We start from the raw sequence: 14553 nt of genomic DNA, 5'->3' as shown, positions 1-14553 counted from the left end.
ACAACTCTTTAGAGGTAGTGCGCCCAGGATTGGCTGCTACACCCCCCAGGTCTAGGGCGCCTCCTATGCTCGGTTCACAGTTTTGCCCCACAGGCCCGCGTCAATGATGCGTTGGCTGCGCAGTTCCCTGCCCGCTCGCGCCGGGCTGGCGGTGATCCTGATCGCCATCCTGGCCCTGGCCAGTTCCTTGAGCGCCGGGTTGATCGCCTGGTTCAGCCAGGGCGACGCCGCCGCCATCAACACCGCCGGTTCCGTGCGCATGGAGACCTACCACCTGAGCTGGAAACTGGCGGCGGGAGCCACCGATGAAGTCCCGGCGATCATCGCCAGCCTGCAACAACGCCTCGACAGCCCGGCCCTGCGCGCCGTGCTGGAAGACGGGCCGACGACTTCCCTGCACCAGAGCTACCAGAACCTGGTGCAACGCTGGAACCAGACCCTGCGCCCGGCCATCGAGCGCGGCGATTCGGCGTTTTTCCAGAACAGCGCCAACTCTTTCGTTGAGCAGTTGGATCAGTTCGTCACCCTGCTGCAACGCCAGAGCGAGCACAAACAAGGCTGGCAGCAGACGATCCAGGGCATGGCGCTGTTCAGCACCATGATCATCCTGCTGATCGGCCTGTATGAATTGCAGTACGGTGTGGTCACGCCCTTGCAGGAACTGGTCGACGCCACCCAGCGCTTTCGCCGGGGCGAGTTCCAGGTGCGGGTCAATCATCAGTCCGAGGATGAGCTGGGCCAGTTGGCGACCAGTTTCAACACCATGGCCGAGACCATCGAACAATCCCACCGCACCCTGGAAAACCAGGTCCAGCAAAAGACCCTGAACCTGCAACACGCCAACGCCGCCCTGGAGCTGCTGTACCAGAGCAGTCGCAGCCTGGCGACGCGACAGGCCAATGCCGAAGGGTTGGACGAGTTGATCCGGCGCTTCCAAGAGCGCCTGCCGGGCCTGCGCCTGACGCTGTGCCTGCAAGGGCAATTGCAGGCCCCGGCCAGGCATCTACTGGCCCTGCACGGCGCCGCCAGCCGTCAGGTCTGCGCCAGCAGCGATTGCGCCAGTTGCCATAAACACAACGCTGCGCGCCCGCAGGCCTTCAGCATCAGTAACCAGGGCAATGAACTGGGTGAGCTCAAGGCGCATTTTGTCGACGGCCACACGGCGCAGCCTTGGGAAACCGCACTGATCCAAGCCTTGGCCAACCTGATCGGCACGTCGCTGTCCCTCAAACGCCAGCGCGAACAGGACCACCGCCTGCTGCTGCTCGACGAACGCACGATCATCGCCCGCGAACTCCACGACTCCCTGGCCCAGGCCTTGTCATACATGAAGCTGCAAGTCAGCCGCATGCAGACCCTGATGCGTCGAGGCGAGCCGGTGCAGACCCTGGAAACCGTCACCGGTGAGCTGCGCGAAGGGCTGAACAATGCCTATCGCCAATTGCGCGAACTGCTGACTACCTTCCGCTTGCAGATCCACGACGACGGTCTGGTGGAGGAGCTCAAGGACACCGCCGAAGAATTCTCCAACCGTGGGAATTTCAAGGTGCACCTGTTCGTCGACAGCCTGGCTTTCGAGCTGTCGGCCAGCGAGCAGATCCACATCCTGCAGATCACCCGCGAGGCGCTGTCCAACTGCCTGCGCCACGCCCATGCCGAAAACGCCTGGCTCGAACTGCGCCAGGAAGGCGAGACCGTACGGCTGTCGATCGAAGACGATGGCCGCGGCTTCAGTGGCGAAGTCGACCAGCGCGAGCACCATGGCCTGAACATCATGAACGAGCGGGCCCGCAGCCTGCGTGGCCAATTGCAGATTCTCTCCCGTACACCCCAGGGCACCCGTATCCAGGTGCATTTCCAACCGGAATTCCTGGGCCAACACACCGAAGGCCTCGCAACATGAACGCCCCCCTGCGCCACACCCTGCTACTGGTCGACGATCATCCGATGATGCGACGTGGCATCCGCCAGATGCTTGAGCTCGAAGACGACTTGCAGATTGTCGGTGAAGCCAACCACGGCGAAGAAGCCCTGGCCCTGATCGAGCCGCTCAAGCCCGACCTGGTATTGCTGGACAACAACATGCCGCAGATGAACGGCATCGAGACCCTGCGTCGGCTGCGTGCCATGAATTACACCGGCAAGGTGCTGCTGTTCACCGTATCCGACGCCGAGGACGACATCCGCGACGCCCTGCGCCTGGACGCCAATGGTTACCTGCTCAAGGACATGGAGCCCGAGTTGCTGATCCAGTACATCCGCGACGCCCTCAACGGCGCCCTGGTGATCAGCCCCGGCCTGACCCGCGTCATGGCCCAGGCCCTGCGCTCCCCGCCGCGCCAGGCCGATGTGGAACTGACCGAGCGCGAACGCCAGGTACTCAAGACCATCGCCGGTGGCTACAGCAACAAGGTCATCGGGCACAAGCTGGGCATCACCGAAGGTACGGTCAAGGTCCATGTGAAGAACCTGCTGCACAAGCTCGGCTTGCGTTCACGGGTCGAAGCCGCAGTGTGGGCGATGGAGCATTTGCGCGGGGTGGGCTAGCTCTGGTTGGGATCCATGAATAAACACACAACCTGTGGCGAGGGAGCTTGCTCCCGCTGGGGCGCGCAGCGGCCCTGTTTTTTTGGGGCTGCTGCGCAGCCCAGCGGGAGCAAGCTCCCTCGCCACAATATCTGTGTTCTGCAGGCATTGATTTGACTGACAGACTGGCATGGCCGCTTCCCATCCCTCTTCCGAGGTAGGCCTGCCGAGGCATAGGCCGACGGCGACTTGGGCCCTACCATGAGGGTACGCGGAGGTACGCCATGCTGACTCACCCTTCCATCGTTTTACTGTTGCGTCGTCACCACCTGTTCAGCCAATTGCCGGAGCGGATTTTCGAGGACGTGTGCAACCTCGCCGTCCTCAAGCGCCTGCCCTGCAACAGCACGCTCATGCACCAGGGCGACCCGGCCAAGCGGTTTTTCCTGCTGGTCAGTGGGCAGATCAAGTTGTATCGGGTGACCGGCGAGGGCCAGGAAAACCTGGTTGAAATCATCCAGCCCGGCCAGACCTTCGCCGAGGCCCTGTTGTTCAGCCAGGCCCGTTGCTACCCGGTCAGCGCGTCGGCAATCAAGGACAGCGTGCTAGTGAGTGTCGAAGGCAACCATTACCGGAACGCCCTGGAGGACCAACCGAAGGTCTGCCTGGCGATCCTGGCGAGCATGAGCATCCATCTGCACCAACGCCTGAAGGATATCGACAACCTGACCTTGGCCAGTGCCAGTCGGCGGGTGATCAATTTCCTGTTGCAGGAACGCGATCCGCGGGATGGTCAGGTGGTGTTGCAGGTGTCCAAGCGTCTGGTGGCTTCCAAGCTGGGGATCCAGCCGGAGACGTTTTCGCGGATTCTTCATCGGTTGGTGGATGGGGGGTTGATTGCCATGGAGCGGCGCAATATTCGCATCCTGGCCGAGGATGAGCTGGAGGCTTACCAGCAATAGTGGGCCCAGACCCAGTTCCCTTGTGGCGAGGGGATTTATCCCCGCTGGACTGCGAAGCAGTCCCAAGGCGATGTATCGGGCACATTGAATGGGGCCGCTTCGCGACCCAGCGGGGATAAATCCCCTCGCCACAAGAGCCAATGCAATCTGCCCTAACTTGCCGCCAACCCCTTGCCCGCCCGCTCCAGATTGCGCCATAGCCACGGCGGCAAGACCTCCGGGTCGAGGCTGTCGATCAAGTTCTTCAACGCCAACCCCAGCTCGGTATCCCCCTCGATGACCAAGCGGCGACGGAAAAACAACGTGTCCGGATCCTCCTGACGGCTGGCCAGCAACAGGAACTCACGCCAGTTGCCGCTGATGGTGACCTGGGCCTCGGCCCGTTCGGCGATGCGCAGTCCGTCCCGCGCCAGGGTCAGGTACCAGCACAGTTTCAGGTCGGGCACGCGCAGGCACAACCAACGCCCGCGCAGCACATCGAACCCGCCATCGCGCAGCGGCTCGGCCAGGCAACGGTTGAGCGCCTGCTGCAACGTCAGCCGTTGCACCACGAACGGCACCTTGCCCACCAGCGGCAGCAAGCGGTCGGCACCTTTGAGCAGCCACTTCTTCGGACTCAACACAGGCCCGCCTCCTCTACCTTCAACATGCCGGCGTGACCATGCCAATAGCCATTGCAACCGTCCACGAACAGCGGTGGTGCCTCGCCCTGACGCACCTTGTCGAAGGCCGTGACCACCTCGGCCATGCCCTGGGCGCGCGGGCTCAGGCGCAGCACGTCGGCACCGCAGGCCATCAGCGCGTTGTAATCGGCCAGCAGGTTCGTCACCTCGCCGGACATTGTCTGGATGCCGTTGAGGGTGAACAACTGCTGACCTTCCTGACTGCTCAACGCCAGCCCGTCGGGGTAGTTGATGCAACAGAACTGGCAGTCGTCCTTGGGCCGGTTTTCGGCCCGGGCGGTAAAGCAGCGCGCCGAGTACGCCAAGGGCAGATGGCCGTAGGCGAAGATCTCTACTTCGGGCACGTCGCGGTCCATGTCCCGCACCTGCTCCAGCACATCGCCGATCAGCGCCGCCGAGCACTCCACGGGCGGCACCCAGCGGATCATGCCGCTGTCTTGCAATTGCGCCAGAGCGTGGCCGTTGTACAGGTTCAGCGCCGGACCTGCGACAAAGGGCAGCTTGCGTTCGGCCATGAACTGCACCGCCCCCATGTCGTTGGCTTCCACCAGCAATTGACCGTTGTCACACAGGCGGCGCAGCGAAGAAAGCTCCGAGGCCGCTTCGATCAGCGTCAGGCTCGATAACACAATCTGTGCCTGGCTGCAGGTTTGCAGCTCGCGCCCCAGGCCCAGCCATTGATCCAGGGAGAACGCCCGGCGTTTCGAACACACGGTTTCCCCCAGGTAAATCACGTCCAGCGGCAATGCCGACATCTCGGCATAGAAATTCCCCAGTTGCGCTTTGTCCCAGTAAAACAGGACCGGTCCCAGGCTGAGTTTCATCTGGCCTCCCCTCATTGCCATGATCGATGGTAGGCACCCAGGGTGGTCTGGCTGCCTTCGGACAAACCCGCCAGCACCTGGCGCCATTCTTCCTGCACCCGGAACCGTTGCGGCGCGACCTGGTGGGCGTCCAGTGCGGCGCGCCAGACCCGGGTCACTTGTTCAACGTAGGCCGGGCTGCGTTGGCGCCCCTCGATCTTCACTGCTTCGACACCGATGGCCGCCAGTTCCGGCAGCAGGTCGAGGGTGTCGAGGCTGGTGGGTTCTTCCAACGCATGGAAGCGCTTGCCGCCTACCAGGAAGCGGCCTTTGCACAAGGTCGGATAACCGGCCGGTTCTTCGGGGGTGTAGCGGTCGATCAGCACCTCGCTCAGGCGTGCGCTGAGGCCTTGGGCGTCCTCGCTCCAGCGCACCGCCTTGGCCGGCGAACAGACTCCACACAGGTTCGGCGACTCGCCGGTGATATAGGAAGACAAGTGACAACGGCCTTCGGCCATGATGCACAAGCTGCCGAAACCAAAGACCTCGATCGGCACCGGACTGGCCGCCGCCACCTGCCGCACCTGGGCCAGGGACAGTACCCGTGGCAGCACGGCGCGGCGGATGTCATAGCGCTCGGCGTAAAAAGCCAGTGCCGCCGCGTGTGTCGCCGAGCCTTGTACCGACAGGTGCAGCGCCAACTGTGGATGGCGCTGGCGGGCGTAACCGAGCACACCGGGGTCGGCAGCGATCAACGCATCCACGCCAAAATCGGCGGCGCGGTCCACCGCCCGTTGCCAGCGCTCCCAGCCCTTGGGTTGCGGGTAGGTGTTGACCGCCACGTACAGTTTGCGTTGGTGTTGACGGATGTGCGCGACAGCCGCGTCGAACTGCTTGTCGTCCATGTTCAGCCCGGCGAAGTGCCGGGCATTGGTGTCATCGCGAAAGCCGACATAGACGGCATCGGCGCCTTGGCGCACCGCCGCTTTGAGGGCAGGCAGATTCCCTGCCGGGCAAACCAGTTGCATGGGGCATCCTCGTGAGAAAACTAAGGGCGCCGCCAGTCTAGCCAGCCCTCGGCCGGCCACCTTGACGGCAATCAATTGCCGTCAATGCATCAGGCTCGCGAACGGCAGATACATCACTTTGTCGTGCTTATGCACTTGCGCCTGGCACTCCACCACGGCCAAGCCATCAGCCCAGCAGGCGGCCGCCAACATGGCCGAACTCTGCTGGGGATGCAGCTCGACACACAGCGAGCCATCGGCGGCCGGGGTCAATTTCGCCCGCAGGTACTGCCGTCGCCGGTTGGGTTTCAACCAGTCGAACCCGGCCGGTAACTGCAACGCCGTGGGCAACACCTCATCCATGCCCTGGGCCCGGAACAGGAACGGCCGCACGACGATCAACGCGGTAATCAGTGCCGCCGAAGGGTTGCCCGGCAGCCCGATCCAGGGTTTGCCGGCCACCTCGCCAAAGGCCAGGGGTTTGCCCGGCTGGATCGCCAGGCGCCACAGGTCAACGCTACCCAGGGCTTCGATCGCTTGCTTGAGATGATCTTCCTCACCCACCGACACGCCGCCGGAGGTCAGCAGCAAGTCGCATTCGGTTGCCGCCAGGCTCAAGGCCTGACGACTGGCAAGCAGCTTGTCAGGCATGACGCCGTAGTCATGTACCTCAAGGCCCCAGCCGCGCAGCAGCGCCATGAGACTGTGGCGATTGCTGTTGTAGATCTGCCCTGGCGCCAGCGTTTGGCCGGGTTCGCGCAGTTCATCGCCACTGCTGAGCAGGCCCACCTGCAAGGGGCGATAGACCTCTACCCGGGCAATCCCGGCACCGGCCAGCAACCCCAGTTCCTGGGCGCGCAAGCGTTTTCCGGCCTGGAGCAAACGGTCCCCGCGCTGCATTTCCTCACCTTCCCTGCGCACATGCTCTGCGCCCTTGACTGGTGGCAGCCAGACCCGCTCACCTTCCACCCGGCAACTTTCCTGGGGCACCACCGTGTCAGCCCCGGGCGGCAGCGGCGCGCCGGTAAAAATGCGCACCACCTGCCCGGCCTGTAATGGTTGACCCGGTGCCTCCCCGGCGGCAATGCGCCCGGCCAAGGTCAGATAACCGCCATCGACCGGCAGGTCGGCGGCCCGCAGGGCATAACCGTCCATGGCGCTGTTGTCCCACGGCGGCAGGTTCATGGGACAGCGAACATCGGTCGCCAGCACGCGACCCAAGGCCTGGTCCAGCGCCACCCGCTGCACCGGAGGCGGCAGCGGCGCCTGATCCAGCAAATAGCGGATGGCTTCATCCACCGGCATCAGCGCACCACTGTCACAGACGCTGCCACACCCGCCGCGGCTCATGAACGTGCCTCACAAGGTTGCAGGGCAATGCCTGGCTGCGGCTTGAGGTGGGGGGTGAAATTGCACGGGCCGGTGCGGCTGTCCAGTTGCCCGGCCAGGATCTGTTCCCAACCAGTCCGACAAGCTCCCGGCGAACCCGGCAAGCAGCACACCAGGACACCGTTGCTCATGCCCGCCAACGCTCGCGATTGCAGGGTGGACATGCCGATCTCGGCCAGCGACACCTGGCGGAACAGCTCGCCGAAACCGTCGACCTGTTTGTCCAGCAACGGTGCCACCGCTTGGGGCGTGTTGTCGCGCGGGGTGAAACCGGTGCCGCCGGTCATCAACACCACCTGCACCTTGGGGTCGGCGATCCACTGTGAGACCTGGGCACGGATCTGGTAGATATCGTCCTTCACCAGGCCACGGTCGATGAGCACATGCCCGGCCGTTTGCAGCAGGTCCGCCAGGGTCTGCCCCGAGGTGTCGGTGTCGAAGGTGCGGGTGTCACTGATGGTGAGGACCGCGATGTTCAACGGTTGAAAGAGACGTTGCGTCAGATGGGCCATGATCAGCCGTCCTATCAGAAAAAGATGGCCCAGCCTGAACCGCAATCGTTGCCGGGCCTATTCCTCCTTGGAGGTACCTCCCTCGGCGTCAGGGCGCCAGACGCGTGCGCTGCCAGGCGCCGTCTTGCAGGCGATAGTCGAGACGATCATGCAAACGGTCGGCACGGCCCTGCCAGAACTCCAGTCGTTCCGGTCGCAGGCAATAACCGCCCCAATGCGCCGGACGCGGCACCGATTGGCCGGCGAAGCGTTGTTCGGTCTGCGTGAGCAAGGTTTCCAGCACGGCCCGATCCGCCAATGGTTGGCTTTGTGGCGACGCCCAGGCCCCCAGGCGACTGGCCACGGAGCGGGACTCGAAATAGGCATCCGACAACGCCGGGGCGAGTTTGTGGACCGGCCCTTCGATGCGCACTTGCCGTTCCAGCCCCGGCCAGAAAAACGTCATCGCGGCCCTGGGATTGACCGCCAGGTCCTGGCCCTTGAGGCTGTCGTAGTTGCCGAAAAACACAAAGCCGTCCGGACCGAACCCCTTGAGCAACAGCACCCGGCAATGAGGCTGGCCCTGCTCGTCCACCGTCGCCAGGGCCATGCTGTTGGCTTCCACCGGCGGGCTTTCGGTGTCGCGGGCCTGCTGCATCCACAACCCGAACAAAACCATCGGGTCGTCCGGCGCCTGGGCTTCATCCAGGCCATCGAGGGTGTACTGGCGGCGCATTTTGGCCAGGGAAAGGGGCATGGCGGTGATCTCCACTATGGGTTTTGGCCAGTGTGGATTCTGCGGCGTTGGCGGGCCTTGATCGTTGTCAATGCCGGCTCTTGTGGTGAATGTGCCGGCCTCTTTGCGAGCAAGCCCGCCCCCACAGTGGATCGACTGTGTTCACAAGCACCCTGTGGGAGCGAGCCTGCTCGCGATGAAGACGCCTCGGTGTAACAGGCAAACCACTATTTGAGCCCCAACCGCCGCGCCAGCTTATGCAGATTGCTCGGGTCAACCTCCAACAGCCGCGCCGCCCCGGCCCAGTTCTGCCCGCAACGCTCCAGGGCCTTGAGAATCGCCTGGCGCTGACAACCATCGACGGCTTCGCTCAAGGGTTGCATTGGTGCATCCAGAGCCTCCAGGGCTTGTTCAGGCAGCGCCTGGGCCGAGGCTGCGCTGGCATTGACGTCCAGATCCAGCACCTGCGGTTCCAAGGTCATGATCAAGCTGCGATTGGCGCCGTGGCTCAGTTGCTTCAACGCGGCGCGACTGATCACGTGTTCCAGCTCCCGCACGTTCCCCGGCCAGGAGTACGCCAGCAGTGCCTGTTCGGCCGCCGGCGACAGGCGCAAGCCGCGCAAACCCAGTCGCGTGCGGTTCAGTTCGAGAAAGTGCCCGGCCAGCATCAACACATCATGACCGCGCTCGCGCAGCGGTGGGATCGGCACCGGGTAGACCGAAAGCCGGTGATACAGATCGGCGCGAAACAGCCCGTCGCGAATACTGTCGGGCAAATGCCGGTTGGTGGCGGCGATGATCCGCACATCGACGTGCAGCGGCTTGTCCGCCCCCAGGCGCTGGATCTCACCGTTCTGCAAGGTGCGCAGCAATTTGGCCTGCACGCTCAACGGCAATTCACCGACCTCATCGAGAAACAACGTACCGCCATTGGCCGCATCGAAACGCCCGGCACGGTCGGTAGTCGCCCCGGAGAACGCACCTTTGACGTGGCCGAACAACTCGCTTTCAGCCAGGGACTCCGGCAACGCTGCGCAATTGACCTGGACCAACGGCTTGTGGCCGCGCCGGGACAGGCGATGCAGGCGGCGGGCGAACAACTCCTTGCCCACGCCGGTCTCCCCCAGCAACAGCACCGGCAGTTCCGAGTCGGCCAGCACATCCAACTCATTGAGCAATTGCTGCAAACCTTCACTGCGCCCGAGGATCTCGCCCTCTTCAGCCGGCAGGCGCAGGTCCGCCAGATCACTGCGCGATGCCCGCAGGCTACGGTTTTCCTGTTCCAGCCGAGTGACTCGCACCGCCGCCTCGATCTGCAACGTACAGCGCTTGAGTTCCTCCCGGGCGCGGCTGTCGAAGGTGCCGGCGTGCAACGCATCCAGGGTGATCGCGCCCCAGAGCCGGCCTTCCACGTACAGGCTCACGCCCATGCAGTCGTGCACCGGCAGCGGCTCGCCGACGTGGTTGTCGAGCAAGCCGTCATAAGGATCCGGCAAGCGACTGTCCGGCTCGAACCAGGTGGGTTCGCGCGACGCCATGATCGCCGCCAGGCGCGGGTGCTGGGCAATCACGAAGCGCCGACCCAACGCTTCGTGGACCAGCCCCACGGTGGCCACGGGCCTGAGGCTGTCATCGTCCAGGCGCAGCAGCCCCACGGCGCCACTGTTGAAGTATTCGCGCAGGGTCTGCACCAGGCGCTGCAATCGCACCGCATTGGGCAGCTCGACGATCAGGTCGGCGGCCAGGCTTTCACGCAGCATGGTAGTGATGACCCTCCAGGGTTCGTTTGACCCTTCACAATCAGGGTGACAATCACCCTGCAAAATATTTAATGCTTTATTTTCAATCGGTTGAATCTGGCACACCGACTGCAAACTCCGCTCATCTGTCCCTCCCCGGGATTCCACCCAAGGAAACATGATGAGCCTCGATCTGCTGGAACAAAGCCTTGGCCAACTGGCCTGCGACATTCCCGGTGCCACGCGCACCTTCCATCATTACAACCTCGACTTCTGCTGCGGCGGGCAAAAGTCCTTGCGCGAAGCCGCGCTGGGCAAGGGCCTGAACCCGTTGCTCATCGCCGATGCCTTGCGCACGCTGCAAGCCGCCGGCGAACTCGGCCATGACTGGCGCGACGAGCCCCAGGCCCTGCTGATCGCCCACATCCTGGAGCGCTACCATGCGCGCCATCGCGAACAACTGCCGGAACTGATCCGCCTGGCCCGGCGCGTCGAGCAGGTCCACGGTGCGCGCCCCAACTGCCCGAACGGCCTGGCCGATCACCTGCAGGACATATATCAGGAGCTCGAAGGCCACATGCTCAAGGAAGAACAGGTCCTGTTCCCGATGCTGCAACAGGGCCTCGGCGAACGAGCCTCGGCGCCGATCCAGGTCCTGCGCTACGAACATGACCAGCACGGTGAAGCCTTGGAAACCATGCTCGCCCTGACCGACCAGATCACCCCACCCGCCAACGCCTGCAACACCTGGCGCGCCCTGTATCGCGGGCTGGTGGAGTTTCGTGATGATCTGATGCAGCACATTCACCTGGAAAACAATGTGTTGTTCGTCAATGCGATGAAGCCTGCCCGCTGACTCTCAAGCATTGCATACCCCTTGTGGGAGCGAGCCTGCTCGCGATGGCGTCGGATCAGTCGGTACGAGGTGCCTCACACACCGCCATCGCGAGCAGGCTCGCTCCCACAGGGATTGATGTTGCTCACCCTATTTGCAATGACCTCAAAATTTTCTTTCACTCTCCCGCTCAAAACTGCCAATAGAACATCGCCTTGGCCAACACCACGATCAGCAGCATGTGCCCCAGGATACTGCGGCGCAGCCAGCAGGCTCGGCTGGGTGTCAGGCGACCGCTCTTGAGCCAGTACGCCAGCCACAAATAGTGACCGATGATACTCAGCGCCAGCAGGATCTTCAGGCTCAGCAGCAGGCCGAAGCTGCTGCTCAATGGCTGGCTCAATGCGCCGCGATGCTGCCAGGCCAGGGCCAGGCCAGCACCGTACAACACCAGCACAACGCCGTGCAGGACGTGCCGCGAGCGCTTGGCGATGGCCTGGTCGGCGGCGTCTTTGACGCCTTGGGCCAGGGGCCGGCGGGCGGCATGCCAGATAAAAACCTCGAAAAACAACGTGCCGATAAAAGCAATAGCCGCCAATAGATGAGTGATTAGCAAAACCCCATACATCATCGATCCCCTCGACTCATCCCGGATGCCCATCCACCCGGGCCTTCAACAGCATCGGCCCATAACGCCAGGCGTATAAACCGAACGCCAACGTCCAGCACACCCCCGCCAGCCACAACCCGGCCAACGGCAACAGCAGCACCAGCAGCACGCGGCTCAGGCACGCCAGGTTCAGCAGGATGAAGGCCAGGGTCATGCCCATCGGCGGCTCAAGGGGACGCCCGGTATGGCCCAGGCTGACCCGGGCAATCATCGCCAGGATCAACCCGGCCATGGCACCGATGGTCAGGCTGTGCACCGCCAGGCTCGGGTTCACCGGCACGCCGAAGTGCCACAGCGCCATGCCCAGGCAGGCCACCGCCAGCCAAGCGTAGGCCAGGTGCAACGACCACAGCAGCGGCACCCGCCACAAATCCCGATCATGCCAACGCACCAGTCGAATCCCGTGCCCCACCGCCAACGCCGCGAACAACAGGCCGACCCAGGTACTGGCCGCCAGCGCCGGGCCGAAGGCATACAACAACGCCACCAGTGCCGAACCGGCCAACAACAGGCGATCGAGCCACGGCCATGGCGCGACGCCCTCGACCCGCCCGAGGCCTCGCTGGGTAAAGAACGGAATCACCCGTCCGCCGATCAACCCCATCATCGCCGCCACCAGCCACAGGCCGGTGAGCACGCTCTGGCGCTGCAAGCCCTCGTTGTGCTGGAGCAGGCCATACACGGACAAGCCATCGGCGGCGGCCAACAGCAGCAATACCAGCACGATCGGGTAATTGCGCTTCTGCCGCACACGCCACAACGTCACGCCCATCAACACGGCGACCGCCAGGGCAAAACCCAGCTCCAGCAGCGCCAGCAACGGCCAGGGCGCATCGATCAGCCAGGCCAGCCGCGCGCCCAGCCACAACAACGCCAGCGTTGCCAAGCGCTTGCCGCTGAGCCCCGGGGTTCCGGTCCAGGTCTGCACCGCCGTCAGCAGGAACCCAGCGATGATCGCCAGGCCGAAACCGAACAACAGTTCATGCCGGTGCCAGGCCAACCAACCTCCGGCCGGTTGCCAGGCCGACAAGCGCCCGGTAAACGCCGCGAGCCAAAAGGGAATGGCCAGCAGCGCCAACACACAACCGGCCAAAAAAAACGGCCGAAACGCCAGGCGCCACAGCGGCGCGATGGCCATGGCCTTGCGACGGTCAAGCACTTGCATACACCACTCCTTTGCCTCGCTGAACCGTCAGCGAGGGACGACAAACCAGGGTTCGAATGATCGGCTATCGACACCGGCAGGCCTTGTCTCAGATCAAGCCAGCTCATCGGCAACCTCCCGCCTCGAACAGGCACTAGCAAGGGGCTTGCCGAACAGGGTCATTGTGGGAGCTCACTTAAGGCATTCGATAACCCCGTGGCGAGGGAGCTTGCTCCCGCTGGGCCGCGAAGCGGCCCCTACACCCGCCAAATGCGGAGCATCAGACACTCCGCACCCGCCGGTTTACGACTGCTTCGCAGCCGAGCGGGAGCAAGCTCCCTCGCCACAGGTCCATCACTTTTTTTGTGTACAGCATTGTGCTCCCACAGGGACTGTAGGCGAACGGGGGTATTTATGACCCTTTCATGGTTGCTTTAACCCTATTGCACCAGGGTCATTTCTACCCTCCCCAACCCCAACGCCCCGCCAATCAATGTCCTCAGGGTCTGGCCCGGCTCTTGCTCAGGCCTGGCATTACCTTCGTTGCCGGGGCTCTCCATGAAATCTGTCGTTCTGCCGCTTACCTGGTTCTTCGTGCTCTCCTGCGTCGTGGCGCTTGCCAGCGGCCTGTCCCTGAGCCTGGTCTGACCCCGGCCCCATCATTTGCCACAACAAGGATCCATGCCATGGTGCTCCACCGTGTCCATCACCAGATTCTGCGCAGCCATCACCTGTTCGAGCCGTTGAACGAAGAACAGCTCGACGAACTGATGAGTAACAGCCAACTGCTGAACATCGACAAGGGCGACCCGCTGTTCCGCCAGGGAGAGCCGGCGCAGGCGTTTTACTTCGTGATTTCCGGCGCCGTGAAAATCTACCGGCTGACCCCGGACGGCCAGGAAAAAGTCTTCGAGGTGATCGGTGAGCGCCAGACCTTCGCCGAAGCCATGATGCTGATGGACACGCCCAACTACGTCGCGTCCGCCGAAGCCGTCGGTCCGACCCAGGTGTACCGGCTGTCCAACGCCACCTACATGCGTTTGCTGCAAAGCAACAGCCGGCTGACCTTCGCCCTGCTCGGCAAGCTCTGCGTGCGCCTGCACCAACGGGTCAACGAGATTGAAACCCTGTCGCTGAAGAACGCCACTCACCGCGTGGTTCGCTACCTGCTGACACAACTGGTACGCCTGCAAACCGTGGACAGCCAGTTCGAACTGCCGATGGCCAAGCAGTTGATCGCCGGACACTTGTCGATCCAGCCGGAAACCTTTTCGCGGATCATCCGCCGCCTGATCGATGAAAAAATCATCACTCAGGACGGTCGCCAGATCGCCATTCTCGATCGCCTGCGCCTGGAACAATTCGAATGAGCGCACAGCCCACTTGCCTGTATTGCCAACAGGCCAACCCCGTCGATGAAACCGAGTGCCGCCAGTGCGGCATGCCCCTGCCAGCCGAAGCGGCGTTGGCCGGCGAGCGCCGGCTGCGGCGCTTCACCTGGTTTTGTGTCGGCTTGACGATCTTCTGCATCGTCATGTTCTTCTGGCTGCCTCGCCGCATCGCCTGAA

The 14553-nt window shown here is 63.3% G+C and carries 15 protein-coding genes; 6 read left to right on the top strand and 9 right to left on the bottom strand.

Annotated elements, in window-relative coordinates; translation table 11 throughout:
- The first annotated feature begins 103 nt into the window (after positions 1–103).
- From PSH86_RS14200 to PSH86_RS14190, 3 genes are all read left to right on the top strand, one after another.
- Positions 104–1903, top strand: a complete 1800-nt coding sequence (locus PSH86_RS14200) for a HAMP domain-containing protein (RefSeq protein WP_163853869.1) — start codon at positions 104–106, stop codon at positions 1901–1903.
- Positions 1900–2547 carry a two-component system response regulator NarL gene (gene narL, locus PSH86_RS14195; RefSeq protein ID WP_109756131.1) on the top strand — a complete coding sequence of 216 codons (648 nt, stop codon included), beginning with the start codon at positions 1900–1902 and terminating at the stop codon, positions 2545–2547. Before PSH86_RS14200 ends, narL begins: the two co-directional genes overlap by 4 nt.
- A gap of 263 nt (positions 2548–2810) precedes the next feature.
- Positions 2811–3488 carry a Crp/Fnr family transcriptional regulator gene (locus PSH86_RS14190; RefSeq protein ID WP_109756132.1) on the top strand — a complete coding sequence of 226 codons (678 nt, stop codon included), beginning with the start codon at positions 2811–2813 and terminating at the stop codon, positions 3486–3488.
- 152 nt (positions 3489–3640) lie between these two features.
- On the opposite strand, the gene PSH86_RS14185 is transcribed toward PSH86_RS14190, so the two are convergent.
- The 7 genes from PSH86_RS14185 to norR all read right to left on the bottom strand — a co-directional run bounded on the left by PSH86_RS14185 (position 3641) and on the right by norR (position 10357).
- Positions 3641–4111, bottom strand: a complete 471-nt coding sequence (locus PSH86_RS14185) for an SCP2 domain-containing protein (protein ID WP_116832266.1) — start codon at positions 4109–4111, stop codon at positions 3641–3643.
- Positions 4105–4995 carry a U32 family peptidase gene (locus PSH86_RS14180; RefSeq protein ID WP_109756134.1) on the bottom strand — a complete coding sequence of 297 codons (891 nt, stop codon included), beginning with the start codon at positions 4993–4995 and terminating at the stop codon, positions 4105–4107. The genes PSH86_RS14185 and PSH86_RS14180 overlap by 7 nt, the downstream gene beginning before the upstream one ends.
- Before the next feature lie 11 nt (positions 4996–5006).
- A complete protein-coding gene (locus PSH86_RS14175) occupies positions 5007–6002 on the bottom strand; it encodes a peptidase U32 family protein (protein ID WP_109756135.1) in 996 nt (331 codons plus the stop codon).
- A gap of 81 nt (positions 6003–6083) precedes the next feature.
- Entirely contained in the window at positions 6084–7331 is a 1248-nt protein-coding gene (gene glp / locus PSH86_RS14170; protein ID WP_176687982.1) for a gephyrin-like molybdotransferase Glp, read from the bottom strand.
- Entirely contained in the window at positions 7328–7882 is a 555-nt protein-coding gene (gene moaB, locus PSH86_RS14165; protein ID WP_109756137.1) for a molybdenum cofactor biosynthesis protein B, read from the bottom strand. The genes glp and moaB overlap by 4 nt, the downstream gene beginning before the upstream one ends.
- A gap of 88 nt (positions 7883–7970) precedes the next feature.
- A complete protein-coding gene (gene pdxH / locus PSH86_RS14160; RefSeq protein WP_163853876.1) occupies positions 7971–8618 on the bottom strand; it encodes a pyridoxamine 5'-phosphate oxidase in 648 nt (215 codons plus the stop codon).
- Positions 8619–8824: 206 nt separating this feature from the next.
- Positions 8825–10357 (bottom strand): nitric oxide reductase transcriptional regulator NorR, encoded by a 1533-nt coding sequence (gene norR / locus PSH86_RS14155; RefSeq protein WP_163853878.1) that lies wholly within the window; start codon positions 10355–10357, stop codon positions 8825–8827.
- Positions 10358–10517: 160 nt separating this feature from the next.
- Here norR and ytfE point away from each other — a divergent pair, with 160 nt between their 5' ends.
- Positions 10518–11192, top strand: a complete 675-nt coding sequence (gene ytfE / locus PSH86_RS14150) for an iron-sulfur cluster repair protein YtfE (RefSeq protein ID WP_109756140.1) — start codon at positions 10518–10520, stop codon at positions 11190–11192.
- 169 nt (positions 11193–11361) lie between these two features.
- On the opposite strand, the gene PSH86_RS14145 is transcribed toward ytfE, so the two are convergent.
- A complete protein-coding gene (locus tag PSH86_RS14145) occupies positions 11362–11799 on the bottom strand; it encodes a hypothetical protein (RefSeq protein WP_370873809.1) in 438 nt (145 codons plus the stop codon).
- A gap of 16 nt (positions 11800–11815) precedes the next feature.
- Positions 11816–13006, bottom strand: coding sequence for an NnrS family protein (locus PSH86_RS14140; RefSeq protein WP_163853880.1), 1191 nt, complete (start codon positions 13004–13006; stop codon positions 11816–11818).
- A gap of 665 nt (positions 13007–13671) precedes the next feature.
- On the opposite strand from PSH86_RS14140, the gene PSH86_RS14135 reads away from it, so the two are divergent.
- The gene (locus PSH86_RS14135; protein ID WP_109756143.1) at positions 13672–14355 is read left to right on the top strand and encodes a Crp/Fnr family transcriptional regulator; all 684 of its coding nucleotides are present in this window, start codon (positions 13672–13674) and stop codon (positions 14353–14355) included.
- Positions 14352–14552, top strand: coding sequence for a protein DnrP (locus tag PSH86_RS14130; RefSeq protein ID WP_305490286.1), 201 nt, complete (start codon positions 14352–14354; stop codon positions 14550–14552). Before PSH86_RS14135 ends, PSH86_RS14130 begins: the two co-directional genes overlap by 4 nt.
- Position 14553: the final 1 nt, after the last annotated feature.

The sequence above is a fragment of the Pseudomonas sp. FP2300 genome (assembly GCF_030687595.1).
In the GTDB taxonomy this organism is placed as follows: domain Bacteria; phylum Pseudomonadota; class Gammaproteobacteria; order Pseudomonadales; family Pseudomonadaceae; genus Aquipseudomonas; species Aquipseudomonas bijieensis.
The sequence above is the reverse complement of the archived record's forward strand: the minus strand, read 5'-3'. Positions and strand labels throughout refer to the sequence as shown.